Annotated in this window: 19 protein-coding genes and 1 tRNA gene; 8 read left to right on the top strand and 12 right to left on the bottom strand. The window is 64.2% G+C overall.

Annotated elements, in window-relative coordinates; genetic code table 11:
- The 4 genes from AC5FRW_RS01345 (at nucleotide 1) to AC5FRW_RS01330 (ending at nucleotide 3,088) form a co-directional block, all read left to right on the top strand.
- Nucleotides 1-588, top strand: coding sequence for a DUF8063 family protein (locus tag AC5FRW_RS01345; protein WP_493566619.1), 588 nt, complete (start codon nucleotides 1-3; stop codon nucleotides 586-588).
- Nucleotides 588-1,379: a hypothetical protein gene (locus AC5FRW_RS01340; RefSeq protein WP_493566618.1), complete on the top strand. Its 792-nt coding sequence runs from the start codon at nucleotides 588-590 to the stop codon at nucleotides 1,377-1,379. The genes AC5FRW_RS01345 and AC5FRW_RS01340 overlap by 1 nt, the downstream gene beginning before the upstream one ends.
- Nucleotides 1,372-2,544, top strand: coding sequence for a hypothetical protein (locus AC5FRW_RS01335; RefSeq protein WP_493566617.1), 1,173 nt, complete (start codon nucleotides 1,372-1,374; stop codon nucleotides 2,542-2,544). Before AC5FRW_RS01340 ends, AC5FRW_RS01335 begins: the two co-directional genes overlap by 8 nt.
- 163 nt (nucleotides 2,545-2,707) lie before the next feature.
- Complete coding sequence (locus AC5FRW_RS01330; RefSeq protein WP_493566616.1) at nucleotides 2,708-3,088, top strand: PD-(D/E)XK family putative nuclease; 381 nt, start codon at nucleotides 2,708-2,710, stop codon at nucleotides 3,086-3,088.
- 40 nt (nucleotides 3,089-3,128) lie between these two features.
- Here the strand turns inward: AC5FRW_RS01330 and AC5FRW_RS01325 are convergent, their stop codons facing one another.
- The 11 genes from AC5FRW_RS01325 to AC5FRW_RS01275 form a co-directional block, all read right to left on the bottom strand.
- Nucleotides 3,129-4,307 (bottom strand): restriction endonuclease, encoded by a 1,179-nt coding sequence (locus AC5FRW_RS01325; RefSeq protein ID WP_493566615.1) that lies wholly within the window; start codon nucleotides 4,305-4,307, stop codon nucleotides 3,129-3,131.
- A 602-nt stretch (nucleotides 4,308-4,909) separates the two neighbouring features.
- Nucleotides 4,910-6,604 carry a DUF7845 domain-containing protein gene (locus tag AC5FRW_RS01320; RefSeq protein WP_493566614.1) on the bottom strand — a complete coding sequence of 565 codons (1,695 nt, stop codon included), beginning with the start codon at nucleotides 6,602-6,604 and terminating at the stop codon, nucleotides 4,910-4,912.
- Nucleotides 6,601-7,116, bottom strand: a complete 516-nt coding sequence (locus AC5FRW_RS01315) for a hypothetical protein (RefSeq protein WP_493566613.1) — start codon at nucleotides 7,114-7,116, stop codon at nucleotides 6,601-6,603. Before AC5FRW_RS01315 ends, AC5FRW_RS01320 begins: the two co-directional genes overlap by 4 nt.
- Complete coding sequence (locus tag AC5FRW_RS01310; protein WP_493566612.1) at nucleotides 7,116-7,247, bottom strand: hypothetical protein; 132 nt, start codon at nucleotides 7,245-7,247, stop codon at nucleotides 7,116-7,118. The genes AC5FRW_RS01315 and AC5FRW_RS01310 overlap by 1 nt, the downstream gene beginning before the upstream one ends.
- Complete coding sequence (locus tag AC5FRW_RS01305; protein WP_493566611.1) at nucleotides 7,244-7,543, bottom strand: hypothetical protein; 300 nt, start codon at nucleotides 7,541-7,543, stop codon at nucleotides 7,244-7,246. The genes AC5FRW_RS01310 and AC5FRW_RS01305 overlap by 4 nt, the downstream gene beginning before the upstream one ends.
- Nucleotides 7,540-8,223, bottom strand: a complete 684-nt coding sequence (locus tag AC5FRW_RS01300) for a DNA cytosine methyltransferase (RefSeq protein ID WP_493566610.1) — start codon at nucleotides 8,221-8,223, stop codon at nucleotides 7,540-7,542. The genes AC5FRW_RS01305 and AC5FRW_RS01300 overlap by 4 nt, the downstream gene beginning before the upstream one ends.
- Nucleotides 8,220-8,417, bottom strand: coding sequence for a helix-turn-helix domain-containing protein (locus AC5FRW_RS01295; RefSeq protein ID WP_493566609.1), 198 nt, complete (start codon nucleotides 8,415-8,417; stop codon nucleotides 8,220-8,222). The genes AC5FRW_RS01300 and AC5FRW_RS01295 overlap by 4 nt, the downstream gene beginning before the upstream one ends.
- Nucleotides 8,414-9,271 (bottom strand): DNA adenine methylase, encoded by an 858-nt coding sequence (locus AC5FRW_RS01290; protein WP_493566608.1) that lies wholly within the window; start codon nucleotides 9,269-9,271, stop codon nucleotides 8,414-8,416. Before AC5FRW_RS01290 ends, AC5FRW_RS01295 begins: the two co-directional genes overlap by 4 nt.
- Complete coding sequence (locus AC5FRW_RS01285) at nucleotides 9,268-9,519, bottom strand: DUF7563 family protein (protein WP_493566607.1); 252 nt, start codon at nucleotides 9,517-9,519, stop codon at nucleotides 9,268-9,270. The genes AC5FRW_RS01290 and AC5FRW_RS01285 overlap by 4 nt, the downstream gene beginning before the upstream one ends.
- A gap of 172 nt (nucleotides 9,520-9,691) precedes the next feature.
- A tRNA-Ile gene (locus AC5FRW_RS01280) sits at nucleotides 9,692-9,765 on the bottom strand.
- Nucleotides 9,766-9,851: 86 nt separating this feature from the next.
- Nucleotides 9,852-10,442 carry an FxsA family protein gene (locus AC5FRW_RS01275; protein ID WP_493566606.1) on the bottom strand — a complete coding sequence of 197 codons (591 nt, stop codon included), beginning with the start codon at nucleotides 10,440-10,442 and terminating at the stop codon, nucleotides 9,852-9,854.
- A gap of 87 nt (nucleotides 10,443-10,529) precedes the next feature.
- Here AC5FRW_RS01275 and AC5FRW_RS01270 point away from each other — a divergent pair, with 87 nt between their 5' ends.
- From AC5FRW_RS01270 to AC5FRW_RS01260, 3 genes are all read left to right on the top strand, one after another.
- Nucleotides 10,530-12,167 carry a DUF255 domain-containing protein gene (locus tag AC5FRW_RS01270; RefSeq protein WP_493566605.1) on the top strand — a complete coding sequence of 546 codons (1,638 nt, stop codon included), beginning with the start codon at nucleotides 10,530-10,532 and terminating at the stop codon, nucleotides 12,165-12,167.
- Between the two features lie 81 nt (nucleotides 12,168-12,248).
- Nucleotides 12,249-13,052 carry a TrmB family transcriptional regulator gene (locus AC5FRW_RS01265; RefSeq protein ID WP_493566604.1) on the top strand — a complete coding sequence of 268 codons (804 nt, stop codon included), beginning with the start codon at nucleotides 12,249-12,251 and terminating at the stop codon, nucleotides 13,050-13,052.
- 113 nt (nucleotides 13,053-13,165) lie between these two features.
- Nucleotides 13,166-13,579 carry a VOC family protein gene (locus AC5FRW_RS01260; RefSeq protein ID WP_493566603.1) on the top strand — a complete coding sequence of 138 codons (414 nt, stop codon included), beginning with the start codon at nucleotides 13,166-13,168 and terminating at the stop codon, nucleotides 13,577-13,579.
- Between the two features lie 20 nt (nucleotides 13,580-13,599).
- On the opposite strand, the gene ilvD is transcribed toward AC5FRW_RS01260, so the two are convergent.
- Nucleotides 13,600-15,333 carry a dihydroxy-acid dehydratase gene (gene ilvD / locus AC5FRW_RS01255; RefSeq protein ID WP_493566602.1) on the bottom strand — a complete coding sequence of 578 codons (1,734 nt, stop codon included), beginning with the start codon at nucleotides 15,331-15,333 and terminating at the stop codon, nucleotides 13,600-13,602.
- Between the two features lie 108 nt (nucleotides 15,334-15,441).
- Here ilvD and AC5FRW_RS01250 point away from each other — a divergent pair, with 108 nt between their 5' ends.
- Entirely contained in the window at nucleotides 15,442-16,422 is a 981-nt protein-coding gene (locus tag AC5FRW_RS01250; RefSeq protein ID WP_493566601.1) for a beta-ribofuranosylaminobenzene 5'-phosphate synthase family protein, read from the top strand.
- The last annotated feature ends 79 nt before the right edge of the window (nucleotides 16,423-16,501 follow it).

Below are 16,501 nucleotides of genomic sequence, written 5' to 3'. Positions count from 1 at the left end.
ATGCGTTTTTCACACCTCACCACACTGGTAGTCGTATCGCTGGCGTTGCTGGCGGTCCCGATTGGCGCGACACCGACCATGACCGCTGGCACCGCCACGAACGCAACGACGACGACGGTTCCCAGCCCACCGCCCACGGCCCAAAGCCCACAGTCGACACCGACCGACACCACGCGAATCGACTCACAAACAGTGATCGTCGAGTCGGAGTACCGGAAAAACGAGAGTCTGGCACTGTTGACGATCCGCTCGCGAGCGGCCCAGACAGTCACGTTCACCGACGCCGGTCGGTTCCGCCAGGGCGGACAGGTGCCGGTGCAGGTCGAGGCTCTCCGACCCGGCGAGACCGCCACCTTCGAAGTGCCGGTCACCGAAGTTGACGGCTGGGCTGGCGTCGCTATCTCAACCGAGCGCACGCGCCTGTACTCGGAGATCGTCAAGCAGCCCTCCGGTGGCGGCCTGGACATCCTGAAAACGCTCTCGTCGCTGCAGGCGTGGCTCGCGGGCGCTGCCATCGCGTTCGTCTGGATGGTCGTCGCCGGCTACAACGTCATGCGGCGGGAAGACGGCCGGCCGGAGGTGGCCTGATGCCCGCGCCGACGTTCGCTTCGAACCGCGACCGGCTGACGTGGCTGCTCGGTGAGTACAAGCTACTCGTCTCGGGCATGATCCTTGGGGCGTTCGGCCTGTTCGCGTACTATCAGCCACAGCTCCCGACACCGCCGGTCTGGATCGCCGGGGTACTGGCTGGCTGGCTCCTGCTCGGCGTGCCGTGCTACCTCGTCGGGGCGAAGATCGCCCGCTGGCTTCGCACTCGGAACTGGGTGGAAGTTCACCATGTCAACGCCGTCGAGGACGTGCTGCAGAAGTACTACGTCCCGCCGGAACTCTGGCGCGAGAAGGAGATCGAAGGTCCCGATCCGTACCCTGTCAACGGCGGCAGCGCGTGGGCGGTTCGGGAGTACGAGTATCTCGACGATATCGAACAGGTGCGCGTGCGCGGGGTGTGGCTCGAAGGCTGCCAGGACACCCAACTGATGACGTCGAAAAAGCAGATGGAAGACATTCACGGCTGGCTCATCGACCGTGCCGAGGAACTCGCAGCGATTCGCGGGCGGTGGTCTCGTGGTGCCGTGGAACTGCAAAAGAAGCTCATCACGGCCGAGAGCGAGGCGAACGAACGCGGCCAGATGATCCAAAAGACCGCCGCGAAGGACACCTTCGGCGACCTCGTCGACGGCGAGAACCCCGAAAATGCGCCGACGATCCACGACCTCGACGATCACGACCCGACGGCGGACGCTGCCGTGGGCGATGGGCCGACGGAGGTACCGACCGCTGACCACCAGAACCAGAACCCCCACATGAACGATGACTGACGACAGTGGCGACCTCTATACGCCGGCACAGTTCCGCGAGTACCAGGACGGCTACGGCCAGCGTGATCCCGACGAGACACACCCTCACGCCGGGATCGTCCGTGATGAAAAGCTGTCGCGCTACCTCTCGATCCTCGAAACGCACTACGATCCACAGCAAGCTGACGACCCGGCGAAGATGCCCGGCCAGGCCAAGGACCTCCAGCACGTGCGCGACATCGTTCGGATCGAGGGGACCGAGACCGCCCGCCGGGCGCTCGAAAATGGGGATATGCAGTCGTTGAAGCACTTCACGGGCGACGCCGGCCAGCGGGCCGACATCTCGGGCATCAAAGCCATCGACCAGCTACGCGCCCAGATGACTGGTCCCGCGCCGATGTTCTACGAGTGGGCCGAACCCGGAACGGGGAAGTCGAACTTCGCCTGCCTACTGGGACAGCTCTGGAAGGAACAGCACCCCGACGGTCTCGTCGCTTCGAACATTCGTACCCTCGAAGAGACCGACCCCTGGACCGACGACGACGGCGAGGAACGGGACGGGTGGCTGGCGAACTACGGCGATCTGAACGAGTGGCTGAAACAGGACGGCGACCCGATGCACAACACCCAGACGCCGAAGCTGTTCATCTTCGACGAGGCATCGAGCAACGCCGGAGGGAGCGGGAAGGACGGCTACGACACGAAGACGAAACTCGGGCCGTTGACGTACAAGATTCGGAAGTACGGCGGATCGTTGATCGTGATCGGCCACGACGGTCGCGACGTGCATCCACTCGTCCGTGAGCTGGCCGTCTGTGTCCACAAGGAGGGACTGAAAGAGGCGACATTCTACGAAGACGTGAAGGGTCGATCGGGCGTGAATCCGATCTTCTCGGTCTCTGGCATCCCGGAGACGGACTGGCGATATGACGACAAGGAGCCGACGACGTGGTCGTGGTCCGGCGGCGAGGACGACGGCGACGAAGTCGATCCAGCGGACCTCTCGCGGAAGCTGGCGGTGTACACGGTCATCACGGCGAAGGAGGCGAACCCGGAGCAACCAAACCACGAAGTCGCCGATTTCGTGCCGTATAGCGCCGAATGGGTCCGACAACGCTGGAACGAGTACCAGCACGACGGCGAGCACCGAAACGTGGTTGGCGAGGTGGAGGGACTAACCGCATGACTGCGACGGGATTCGGGCAAACCAACAACAACCAACCCCCCGGCGCACCCCTACTGTTGGCCCATGGCGCGCTCGCTGGGTGCGAGCGCCCGCGAGCCATGGGCAACGGCTGTCACCAACCCGGAGGAGTATCTATATATGACGCACGCGAGGCGCGATCGCGATGAGTCGGTCACACAGGGCCAATCACTACGGCACGCTCGTCGAGCGCCAAGCGGTCGAGCGGTACAACCTCGAACTCGATCGGTGTAGCTGGCACGACGCGACCCGGCCCGACGGAACGCCGGTCGAGATCAAGGCTGCGATGCACCGCCACGCCGACGGCCAGCCCGGCACGTTCAAGCTGTACGACCGGTACCACGAGCGGCTACGAGCAGCGAATGGATGGTACGTGTTCGCGGTGTATCGGGTTCGTGGGCGTGGTATCGAAGTGCTACAGTGGGAGATGCGTCACTCCTCGCGGTTACCGAAGTTGGACTGGCACGGTGGAGGACAGCATCGAGATGCGAAGCAAGCGAAGATCCGCCCCTCCGGGTTACGCTGACTGGACGGGCCAAGTATTCTTGTTACGCAGAAGATCAGGGCTATACAGAACTATTGATCTCATCAACAACAGCGTCATTCAGCCGCTCTCTGCTTGCTAAGTCCGTCTGGGCCAGCAGTTCAACGATATCCTTCCCCGAAAAGAGTCGTACTGGATATGTCGATAGATTCTCTTCCTGAGCTTTTTGAGTATAGTACGACATCGTGAAAAACAGTCCAATTTCCCCGTCATCGACCCGCGACGCCAGACGGCTAAGCTCGCGCCCACCAACACTGCCTGATTTATTCTTCACTTGGGCTTTGAATTCTATTTTTGTATTTGGCTCGCTCAGGTGTGCCTCAGTTATCAGCTCGATTTTGCCTGTCAAATCAACACCCCTGTCTCCACTGCTGGGAGTCAATTCGACCTGAGACATATTGTCCATGCTACTGAGAACCTTTTTCAGTAGTCTTTCCAGCTTTTTTCCTCTTTCAGTATTTGATCCATCGAGACGTGATCGGATATCTGAATGAAGATCAGATAGCCTCCCTTTGGGCTTTTGAGCATCCTCTGAACGGATGCGGTCTTTATATACCGAGTACCGGCGGATGGTGCCAGTCTCCACCCAGTGATCCCACGCTTCCGGTCCATCGCTATCGACACCTGTTCGTGCTTTACGATGTATCCATTCTAAGTCGACAGAATCTGCATCAAGAATATCAAGATCAATTCGGTAATTGACAACAGTCTCGTCCCCATCTTTGTGCCGCTTAATGTTTATACCAGAAATGAGACAGAGTCCTTTGAACGTCACATATCCCGGTCGCTCTTTTTGAAATAGTAGCACGGGAGCGGCATCGGATCGGTGGTTTTGAGCATAGTTCGTACAGTACTCCTTTTTCACCAGAGTGTTCCCAGGACGTTCTAACGGATCTGGTCCGTTTCCGGCCTTAGAGTCGCCCCAAAAATGTGCAACCCCATCTTCCATATTGATGACATCCTCCCACGGATCGTGCCGCATAGATTGGCCGTCAGACGAGTAGAAAACGAGAAATTCACGCTCTCCAGTGGTTGGGTTTTGGAGCCTCCCGATCCCCATCTGTGGATTGATGCCTCCATCTAAAGGTGCATTCAACCACCTATGATACTGATTCGTTTCAGTCGCTGTTGAGTTGCGATATTCTTCTCCTACAATATACTGGTCGCCGTATGATCCCATAGATACGTTGTAGTATAGCAACTGATGTATTGGGATAAAAGTAGCCAAAAGTATCAACAAATTCTATCTCACAGCCGTCGGTTGTTCCACCTCTCTGGTAGCAATGCTGTGCGTGTATATTGAACAGGTGACCTTAGCCACAGGACTTCTTACCCCCTCGTAGGCGTTTCTGACAAGGTTGATTGTCAGGGTCCCGTGGCAGTCTACACCCCATAAGAAGCGCGTACACACCAGTCAGCCGCCCGAACACTGTTTGCGGTAGCGGTGCGGTAAGGGGCGCGCGTTCTGCGCGCCCCGCACTTGGTGGCCCTGCCTACAGGCACCGCCGTAGGGGGACCCGGCAACCTGCGCGGACGGCCCGGCCCGCGAGACCACCGTTTTCGCGGTGAGAAGCGCCCGCTCACGGGCGGTTCGGGATCGTCGCGAGCAGGGCGCTCGGCGAGAAACTGGCCCGAACCCGCCCCGATCGAGGCGTCGACCCCGTCGCGACGGCCCGAACGACCGGGTCGAAGACGCACTGAAACCGATCCTCTAAGAATGAGTTAACGAAAGTCGCGTAAGAAAGTCTGAAACGCGAGAGAAGTAGCTATCCGCACCACCAGCGCCCGGCCCACGAATCCGCCTTAGCCCGGTGGCTCGCTCAGATCACGAACACGAACGTCGCGGGGCGTCCGATCACCGTAGGTCAGCTCACCGATCAGCTCGTCGACGCTCCCCCACTCATCGAGATACAGCCACTCCGAGCGGGCCGAGCCATCGCTGTCACCACCCTCGACAGCGTCGACGGCGTCGCCAGCGTCCTCGGTGCCGTCGGACTCGCGGCGTTCCTCGCGGCGCTCACGGCGCTCCTGAGCACGTTCGGCGAGGTCCTCCTGCGTGTCGTCGGGGTTCGCCTTCGCGAGGATCTCGGTGGCGCGCTTCCACAGGTCCTTGCTCACGAAGGTGACCAGTACCGGATTCCCACGCCGGGCGACCACGCCGTTCTCGGCCAGCCGGGCGATGTGATAGCGGATCGTCGAGCGGGCGAGTCCCGTCTCGTTCTCCAGGTGATCGTAGGTCGCGCCATTGGCCCGGGTCACCACCTTCAGGATGTCATAGACGGCGTCTGTCGACTCCTTCAGCGCCTCGCGGTACACTTCGGTGGCGAGGTCCTGATACCGTCGTCGGAGCATATCACGCCGGCCGATGGGGCGCTCGAACTCGAACTGTTCGGCGAACGCACCATCGAAATAGTCGTCCTCGACGTGGTCCGCTCGGTCCAGCCCACCCCAGTAGGCATGCGTCGCGACGATCGTCCGTAGGTGGGTCATCACGTCGTCCCAGTCGTCGATGTGGGGGTTCTCGCCCCGGTCGACGCCAGCATAGGCGGCTTCGAACTTCGGATGTCGGTAATAGTCCGTCTCTGGACGCTTGTGCCAGTCCTGTGCCTGGTAGATCTTCGCGTGAACGCTGTATTTCGTGCCCTCGAACCCAAGCAGGTCCCAGCGGTCGGACTCGACCGAAACTTCGTTCCAGCCTTCCCGGTCGCGCTGCTGGCCGGCTTCGATCTCCGAGTGCCCACCCCACGCAATTAGGTCCTTTGAGTTCTCCAGGGCTTCGACGACACGGGGTTTCTTGTCCACGTCGAAGCGGATATGCGTCTCGGCCTTCGCGATGCGCCGGGACTCGTCGACACGATCCCGACCGACGTTCAGGGCGTCGCTCCCGTACACCGCTCGGAGCGCGTCGTAGGCCCGCCGTTCTACCTCTGCAGCCTCCTCGGCCCACGTGGTCCACATCTGCAGGCGAGTTCCCTCGCCGTAGGGACACGGCAGCGGGTCGCGGGAATTCTGATAGACGAGGTCGCGGTACTGGGGCATGATCTCGACCCGGAGCGAAACGGGACCGGGTTCGAGCGACAGGCCAGGGTCATCGTCGTCGATGATCCGCCGGAGCAACACGTCTTGCTGGTAGTAGGGCCGATAGTCGCCACCGGTCTCGGTGCCGGCCATCCACTTGCTCGACCGGACGACGAAGCCGTATTCGTGGCCGTCGTCGGGCACCCAGTCGTACCGGTCCTCGACGCCGCGGACGGCGATGTACGGCTCGACATCGCGGTTCGAGATGTTCGCCCGCCAGTAATCCACAGCGGTCGAATACAGCGTCTCACGCTCGTTCGGCGCGGCGTCCTGATCGCTCGGGGAGAGGTCCGCCAGCACGTTCTGAATCGCCGCTCCGTGGGCGACGGGCTTGGGCATCGCGGTGGTCTCGTAGCCGCCAGCGACATCGTCGAAGCGAATGTGATCGTCGCCGGCCGGGTTCAGCGGATCGATACTCACTCGTCGCTCCCTCCATCGGTCGCGACGGCACCCGTCTCGCCACTCTCGTCGGCGCTGGGACCATCCTCGAACAGATGCGGGTATCGCTCCCGTAGCGGCCCAAAGGCGCGTTCAGCGGTGAAAACGGCCCGATCACTGGCCTCGTCTACATCGTCGCGGTCGGGATACGAGCACTCGACGGGCGGGAGGTCCCGCGGTTCGTCGCGTGGCTCCAGCCGGTCGGGGCGCTCCCCGATCTCCCGAAGCGTCAGCTCGCGCTGTTCGAGCGCGTTGACGATGCCCTCGCGAGGGCTGCCGTCGTCGCGTCCGAGTGCCCGCTCGACCGCAATCCATGCCCGGATCACTTCGATACTGTCGATCGAGTCGATTCGCGTGCGAACGAGCTTTTCACGGCCCTCGTCGCCAAGAATCTCCCAGTCGAGCCACCGAGCGGGATCTTCGCCGATGTCGTCGGCGATACTGGGGAAGGTCTCGCGAGTCCGACCGCTGGCGCTCTGGTTCGTCGACGGCATCACCGCCCTCCTGCGTGGCGCTCGGTCGCATGCAGGCCCTCGCCGTGTGGCTGCACTGTTCCCCAGTCGAAGTGGAGGGGTTCGCTCGCCTCCACGTCGTAGAGGCGAGAGGCACGGACGAACTCGGTCACGCCGACTCACCTCCGACGTATCGCTCGACCTGTCCGACAGCCTCGGCGACGCTGTAGCCCGACAGGAGCAACCACTGACGCAGCCACAGGACCGCGACGACGTACCAGCACCACAGCGGCAGCCGGAGCACGGGCGTCCACGACAGTGGCAGGGCGAAGACGTTCAGTTTGATCGCGAGGACGATCTTCGCCAGTCGAAGCGGGTCCGTCCCGCCCGCGATGAACGCCAACAGGTACGCCACGACGATCTCCGTCACCGACTGTGACAGCCGGGAAACGAGACGATCGAGGTTCACCGTGATTCACCCCCATCGGTGGCTGCGACCATTCCGAGTGTCTGTTGTTGGGACCGGCCTTCGACGGCCCGGAGGATGCTCTCGGAGAGTTCGCGCGGCATCTTCGAGCGCTCGTCGTAGTCCGAGGGCATCGACTGGATAGCACTGTAGCCGTCGTCGTCGGTGTTACTCGCGTGGCAATCGGCACCTGATGGGCAGCTCCGATACGTGAATCCTTCAGGATGCTCACCCCAGAGGTCGGTGGGCTTCTGGTAGTTCGTCCCGTACTGACAGTAGGTGACAGTGCCCTCCGGTTCACCGAGCACCCAGCGGAGTCGACCACGTGGGTTTTCGAGAAACCAGAACTCGGGTGCGAGTGCGTGAATCAGTCCGAGCGTGTGGTACACAATCGCGACGTGCAACTTCGCACGGTCGCCGATCGGCTCGCGAGCCTGCTGGTCCCACTCGTCGTGGTTCCCTGCCCGCGAGAACAGCGTACACGGATGCCCGGCAAGGACGATATCGGCTTCGGGAAGGTCAGCCGGGCGCAGGTCCATCACGTCGGCGACGATGTCGGGGTCAGTCTCCGGACGGTTGTCGACGGTTACGACTCGCCAGCGTGGGGAGTCCGCGAAAGCAGCCGAGAAGCCGCCAGCTCCGGCGAACAGGTCCAGACACACCTGTTCTGGGCAATCCGTCACGCCTCGTCACCCCCCAGCCGCCTCCGCGCCCGCCGAAGCAGATTCCCGACAGTACCGGGTGCTCTCCCTGTCTTTCGTGCGTACTCGCGAACGCCGTACCCGTCCTGCTCGACAGCTTCGTACACCTCGCGCTGGGCATCTGAAAGCGGCGAGAGGTCTTCCTCGTACTCGAACAACGACGATTGATGTCTCACGCCGACTCACCCCTGAAGGACTCCAGGCCGGTCTGCTGGGTCGGGCGAAACGGAACCACGTCGTCGGGATCGTAGTTCAGTACCAGCCGCTCGGTCGAAGTCTCACAGTCCTCGCCTTTGCGCACGTCCAGCGAGTAGTGAACGTCGTAGGTCGCGACGTGCCATCCGTACTCATCGACGGCGTCTGCCATCGCGGGCGGGAGTTCGCCGTAGGAACAGAGCCACCGTCCCTCAGTGTCGGACAGCGTCGCGACGAGGTCACCGTGATCGAACCCCTCGGAGTTGTAGTAGCCTTCTTTCTGGTAGTAGGGTGGGTCGAGGTAGACGACCGTCTCGGGATCGTCGTAGCGATCGATCACCGTCTGGTAGTCCTGACATTCGAGGTTGACGTGACGGAACCGCTGACGGATCTCGTCGAATCCATCGACGGCCCCGCGGAAGCTCCTCGCCTCGTTGCGCTCGCCGCTGGTCTTGAACCCGGAGTACGCGGCGATCTTCCCGCCGTACTGGGTGTAGCGCAGGTAGAACCACTTCCCGGCCCGAGCAACGTCGTCGTCCGGTCGGTGGCCGTCGTAGAACTCGCTGGCCCACCGCCCATGCAGTTCGCGCGAATAGGGAACCGTCCCGAGCCACTCGCGCAGCTCGTCGGGTTGCTGACGAAGCACCCGAAAGAAGTGGACGATGTCGGCGTTCAGGTCGTTGAACACCTCCGTGTAGCTCTCGGGCTTGTTCAGCAAGACGGCAGCCGAGCCACCGAACGGCTCGACGTAGGTTCGATGGTCGGGCAGCCGGGTGATGATCTGGTCAACGAAGCGCGTCTTCCCGCCCGGATACGGGAACGCCGACAGTCTCACAGCGACTCACCCCCGTCGGCACGAGCGTCCACGCGCCCGCCCTGGTTGCGCTGGGGCTGGTCCTCCGGGTCGGGATAATCGAGTTCCTTCCCGGCAGCGGTGCCCCGAGAGATTCGAGGCATGCAGTCACAGGCTGGACAGCGGTGGGCGACGTTCTCCTCGTCGCCGAACGTCCGCCGAAAGTCCCGAGAAACGTGAGCGCCGCAGTTCTGGCACTCTGAGGGGTTCTGCTGGCGAACGCGCATCATGCCGGCTCACCTCCGGCTAATGACGGTGCCCGACGTGGTGGGTGTGCGTTCGTTTCCCTGTTGGGACAACGTTTCGAGACCCCACCCTCAGAATCGTTAGAACCGTAAACTTGAGTGGCTGGGGAGTTGAGACCCCAGATCCCAGCCGGCAAGGAACCGGTCGGGATTGAGATGGGCCAACGCGGATTTGAACCGCGAGCCTCCCGGTTATCAGCCGAGCGCTCAACCTGATTGAGCTATTGGCCCAGGTGAGCGCATTCATTTGTACCCGAGGGGTACTGTTAACGGTTACGTTTCGGGGTCGGGGTGTGGGTCGACACCACGCCGTATGGTCATTCGTGGTCGCGTTCTTCGAAGTCGATGTCGGTGGCGTTGTCGTGGTCGAAGCCGCTGGGCGAACCGCCGTCGCCGCTGTGAACGTCGCCGCCGGGACCGCTACTCGGCCCGCTCGGACCCGTGCCACCGGAGTCAGCGCCGGGGCCGCCAGCACCGTCCTGTCCGGGGAAGCCCCCGACGTAGACGTTGCCGGTGACGAAGCCCTCGGCTTTGGCGTCGAGATAGGGAGTGATGACCCAGCGTTTTGCGGCTGCACGAATCGGCGCGCGGGTGAGTGGAATCGCCAGTAGGAGCGCGAGGAAGTCGGTGACGAAGCCGGGTGTGAGGAAGAACGCGCCGGCGGCGACGAGGAACCCGCCGTCGACGAGTTCGTCGGTAGGGACCTCTCCGGTCGCGAGTTTCTCTTGGATACGCCGGAGGGTGTGGCGGCCCTCGGCGCGGACGAGCAGTGAGCCGATGAGGGCGGTGACGACGACCAGCAGAACGACGAGCAGTGCTGAAAGGCCGTCGAACTGGGTGGCTGCGACGACGAGCAAGAGAGCGTCCAGGAGCGGTATCAACAGCAACACCGCGATGACGCGGAGCATACCAACCCTTGCTGGCGGCGAGGCATACACTTTTCGAGTGTCGGGATGGAATGCAAGCCTCTTTTCCATCCCCGCCAAAGTCGAGGTATGGATCAGTTCGCAGCCGAGACGAAAGTCGAGTGGCGCGAGTGGGGGGCGGCGGCCTTCGAGGCGGCCGGCGAGGCGAACAAACCCGTCTTGCTCGCGCTGACGGTGCCGTGGAGTCCCGAGTGCCGGGAGATGGACCGGCGGACCTACGCCGAGCCACGGATCGCGGCCAACGTCAACGATGGCTTCGTCCCGGTGCGAGTCGATGGCGACCGCCATCCCGAGGTACGCGAACGCTACACGATGGGTGGGTTCCCGTCGACGGTGTTCCTCACTCCCGAGGGGACCGTCCTCACGGGTGCGACATTCCTCGGCCCGGACGGGTTCCGTGGGATCCTCGACAGCGTGCGTGAGACGTGGGACGCACAGGGAGAGGATGCCGGATCGGTACCGCGCTCGCTCCAGACCGACGCACCGCCGGGCGGCGAGATCACGTCACGCATCGAGGAACTGATGATCGAGCAGTTGCTGGCGGCCTACGACGAGAGCTATGGTGGATGGGGGACCGACGTGAAGTTCCCGCTGCCCCGAACCGTCGAATTCGCGCTGGTGCGTGCGCCCGAGCAAGCCACGCGCACGCTCGAAGCGATCCAGACACATCTGCGGGACACCGACGACGGCGGCTTCTACCGGTACGCGAACGGACGCAAGTGGTCGAACGCGCGCACGGAGCGCCTCCTCGACGAGAACGCGGCCCTGATACGGGCCTTCTCGCATGGCTATCGCTACACCGGCGAGGACGCCTATCGGGAGACCGCCGAGCACGCCATCGAGTATCTGACGACGGATCTCTGGGTCGACACCGATGCCGACGGGACCAGCGGCGCGTTCGCCGGCAGTCAGGCCGGTGACGACGAGTATCACCGCCTCGATGCGAGCGATCGGGCGACGGCCGAACCACCGCACGTCGACGAGACGGTCTTGGCCGACCGGAACGGGCTGGCCGTCGACGCACTCTGTACGTACGTGGCCTACACCGACGACGAGCGCGCCAGTCGGTACGCAGAGCGCGCCCGCAATACCGTCGTCTCGACGCTGGTCGACGACGGTGCGGTCACCCACTACCGAACCGACGAGGAGACCGGGCCGACCGGGCTGCTCCTCGATCAGGCCCGCGTCCTGCAGGGGCTGACGAGTAGCTGGCAGGTGCTCGGCGAGGGTGGCCCGGCGACCGCCGTCGCCGACTGGACGATCGAGCACTTACAGACCGACTCGGGGGCGTTTCGGGACGGACCGGCCGACGGACCCGGTCTCTGTTCGCGTCCGCAGTACCCGCTGGATGCGACCGTCGAACTGGCCGACGCCCTGCTCGATCTGGCGGCGCTCGCCGACGACGACAGTTACCGGGGGGCCGCCCACGACGCCGTCGCCGCCTTCGCTGGCGCGGCAGACCGGATGGGCGTCGAGGTGGCCCACTACGCGGCGACGGTCGCTCGCTTCCTCGACCAGCGCGTCGTCAGGGTCGGCCCCGCCGCCGGCAGCGACCTCCACCGCGCCGCGCTCAGACTGGCCGACCACGAGACCGTCGTCGTCCCCGGCGTCGGCGGCGAGGAGGCGACGCTCGTCCAGCAGGGCGAACGGGTCGGCGCTGCGACGACCCCGGCCGACCTCGAAGGCGTGCTGACCGACGAGGAGTGAGCGCCGTCCGGTCCCCGTAAACAACTGTCCACGCGGGCAAACTGCCGGTGTGTTTTTTATGCCCCAGCCCGTGGCACAGATATGGCGAATCTTAGAGACCTCGGCCTCTCCGAGTACGAGGATCGTGCGTTTCGGTCACTGCTCGACACTGGCCCGACAACCGCAAAGGAGTTGTCACGGGCCAGTGACGTGCCGATGGGCCGAATTTACGACGTGCTCAACAGTCTGGAGACGTACAATCTCGTGCGCAGCCAGACGGCGAGCCGACCGAAGAAGTACGCGCCAGTCGAACCCGATACCGCCCTCGACCGACTGCTCGAAGACAAGAAGCGGGAACTGGACGAGAAGGCCGAGCAGTACGAGGAAATCGTCGACGAACTGTCCGACCAGCTCGAATCCGCGGACCCGGTCGACGAGCCGTTCTGGACCGCCGCCGTCGGACCACAGGAGACGGTGGACCTCCTCGTCGAGCGCCTCGCCGCGGCCGACGATCTGATCGTGATGGTCGGGTCCCTGCCGGGCCGGCAACTCGATCTCACGGAGACGACAGACCGGCTCGTCGACGAACTCGAACGCGCCCTCGAACGGGGCGTCGCCGTCTACATGCTCTTGCCGCCGTCGTTCATCGAGGCCGTCCCGCAGGACGTGGGGCAGGCCTACCAGCGACGCCTCCAGCAGTACGACAACTATCACTATCGCACGAGCGATGAGGTCACGTCGACCTTCGAACTGATCGACGACATCGAGGTCTGTATCGAGGTCCCGCACCCGCTGGGTGGATCGACCTTCGCCGTCATCGACCTGAAGGACCCGGAGTTCGCCGACGAGATCTACGAGGAGTTCGAACCGCGCTGGGAGCGCGCGACAAAGATCGTCGGTGAGTGATCCGGCGGTCTTCGTCCTCGGTGCCAGTGGCCCGGCCCACACGGAGTGAGTCGAGACGGTATCGAACCACCCCACTCCGAAGGCGTTTTTCCGACGACGACCCACCGTTTGGTATGCCAAGTGCACACCACGTGGGGATCACCGTCGAGGATCTTGATCGCGCCGTCGAGTTCTACAGCGACACCTTCGGCTTCGAGGTGTTGAGCCGCTTCGAGGTCGCAGGCGAGGCGTTCGAGACCGGTGTCGGCGTCCCCGACGCCGAAGGGCGCTTCGCCCATCTGGACGCCGACGGGATTCGACTCGAACTGGTCGCGTACGACCCGGCGGGCGACGACGTGGCCGCCGACGCGATCAACGACACCGGCGCGAAGCATCTGGGCTTCGAGGTCGCGGACCTCGACGCGTTCTACGCCGCCCTCGACGACGGCGTCGAGACGATCAGCGAGCCACAGACCACGGCGAGCGGGACCAGTATCCTGTTCGTCGTCGACCCGGAGGGGAACCTCGTCGAAGTGCTCGAACCCTGAAAAGGCAAGCGCTGTTCGGTTTAGTCCCACTTCGCGCCGGGATTGGTCACCGCGCCGTTCGCCGCAGAGCCGAAGTCCCGGTGATACTTCGCCAGCACGCCGCTTTCGTAGTTGGGTTCGGGTTCCCAGTCTTCGAGCCGTGCCTCGATCTCCTCGTCGGTCAGGTCGACGGACAGCTCCAGTTCGTCGATGTCGATGGTGATCGTATCGCCGTCTTCGAGCGCGGCGATGGGGCCGCCGACGAAGGCTTCGGGGGCGACGTGACCGATGGAGAAGCCACGGGTCGCGCCGGAGAAGCGCCCGTCGGTAAAGAGCGCCACGTCCTCGGCGTGGCCCTGCCCGGCGACCGCAGAGGTGACGCCGAGCATCTCGCGCATGCCCGGGCCGCCGCGTGGGCCTTCGTTGCGGATGCAGATCAGATCGCCCGCCTCGACCTCGTCTTTCTGAACGTACTGCATGGCGTTTTCCTCCTCCTCGAAGACGCGCACTGGGCCTTCGTGGTGGAGGTGGTCTTCGCCGGTGATCTTGATGACCGCGCCGTCGGGCGCGAGGTTGCCCGTCAGGATGCGGATCGCACCGCGTTCGTGGAACGGATCGTCGACCGGCGCGAGGAAGTCGGCGTCGAGATCCTCGATGGCGGGCGGGTCGATCCGTTCGAGTGCTTCGCCCATCGTCTCGCCGGTCACGGTCAGGGCGTCGCCGTGGAGCAGGTCGGCGTCGTGCAACGCTTTGAGGACGACCGGGACCCCGCCGAGTTCGTGGAGATCGTTCATCACGCGCGTGCCGCCGGGCTGAAGGTTGGCGATCTTGGGGGTTCGGGCGCTGATCTCGTTGAAGTCCTCGATGTCCAGATCGACGCCGGCTTCGGCGGCGAGTGCGAGCAGGTGAAGGACGGCGTTGGTCGAGCCACCGACGGCGACCTGCAGGGCGATGGCGTTCTCGAAGGATTCTCGCGAGAGGAAATCGGAGGGACGGCGGCGTTCGTTCACGACCTCGACGGCGAGTTCGCCGGCCGCACGGGCGACCTCGTATCGGGACTCGTGTTCCGCTGGCGAGGACGCAGAGCCAAGCGGCGAGAAGCCAAGCGCCTCGGAGATCGAGGCCATCGTGTTGGCGGTGAACATCCCGCCACAGGAGCCGGCACCGGGGCAGGCGTGGCGCTCCATCTCGTCGAGTTCGTCCTCGGTCATGTCGCCGGAGGCGACCGCGCCGACGCCCTCGAAGACGTTCTGGACGGTGATCTCGCGGCCGTCGTGTTCGCCGGGCATGATCGAGCCACCGTAGAGGAAGACGCTGGGCAGGTCCGTACGGATCGAGGCCATCATCATGCCGGGCATGTTCTTGTCACAGCCACCGATCGTCACCAGTCCGTCCATGCGCTCGCCGAAACTGACGAGTTCGACGGAGTCGGCGATGATCTCCCGGGAGATCAGCGACGCCTTCATCCCCTCCGTCCCCATCGAGATGGCGTCGGAGATGGTGATCGTACCGAACTCGATGGGCATGCCCTCGGCCTCGTCGATGCCGTCGTAGGCAGCCTCTGCGAGGTCGTCGAGGTGAACGTTACACGGCGTGATGTCGGCTGCGGGGTTGGCGACGCCGACCATCGGCGAGGAGAGGTCCTCGTCGTCGTAGCCCATCGCCCGGAACATCGCGCGGTGTGGTGCCTTCTCGTAGCCCTCCGTCACGTCGGTGCTCGGGAGGTCCGGGTCCTTCTCGGCGTCCGGGGCCTCCTGCTGTCCCTGCTTGCTCATGCTCGCAGGTGGGCGACGCGGCATCTTAAACGCACGGACTACCGTGTTCGTCGATCACACCCGTCCCAGAGCCGGACCCTTCATTTCGCGGGAGCACGAACGCGACGTATGGTGACGGTCACGACGGCGGCGCGACTCCACTTTGGCTTTCAGAATCTCGCGCTCGCCAACGAACGGCTGTACGGCGGGGTCGGGATCGCACTCGACGAGCCACAGCTGGTGCTGGATGCACAGCCGGCCGAGGGGATCGAGTGTGACGACGGCGAGGCCCAGTCGTACGTCCGCCGGGCGGTCGCGACCCTCGGCGTCGACGGGGCGCGGGTCTCGATCAGAGAGCGCCTGCCCAGACACGTCGGCTTTGGCAGTGGCACACAGCTCGCACTGGCCGCCCTCGTCGCGGTCGCCAGAGCCTACGACCGGGAGGTCGACCCGCGTGAAGTCGCACCGGACCTGGGCCGTGGCGGCCGTAGCGGCATCGGCGTCGCCACCTTCGAGTCGGGCGGTTTCGTCGTCGACGGGGGCCACCCGACTGAGCGATTCACGTCCGAACCGCCCGCGAACGGCGACTGGACCGTCCCGCCGGTGATCGCCCGCCACGAGGTGCCCGAAGACTGGCGCTTCTTGCTGGTCGTGCCCGAAACGGAACCGGGCGCGAGCGGTGCCGAGGAGGACGCCCACATGCGTCAGGCCGTCGAACGGGCTGACCCAGGGATCGCCGACGACATCGCGGCGACACTGACCCGGACGCTCTTGCCGGCCGCTGCGGAGGGCGATCACCGCCGCTTTGGCACCGCCGCGGCCCGCCTCGGGCGGCTGAACGGTGCGTGGTACGCCGACGAACAGGGTGGCGTCTATCGCCCGCCGGCCGGCCCCATCGTCGAGCGACTGGCCCAGCAGCCGACGATTTCCGGTGCGGGCCAGTCCTCCTGGGGACCCGCTGTCTGGGGGCTGACGACGACGGCCGACGTCGACACCGCCCGGACCAGCGTCGAGATGGCGCTCTCCGACCTCGCGGTCAGTGCCGACGTTCGGGTCGCGCGACCGCGTAACGAGGGCGCGACGATCACGGACGGCCCGACGCTCGGGTGATCGGCCACGGTGAGTCGATTGCCACCGCGGAGCCGTGGCTATGCGGGAGACACGCGATAATCGGTCGCGATAACTGCGG

It is taken from the genome of Halomicrobium sp. HArcht3-1, from assembly GCF_058933345.1.
The sequence above is the reverse complement of the archived record's forward strand: the minus strand, read 5'-3'. Positions and strand labels throughout refer to the sequence as shown.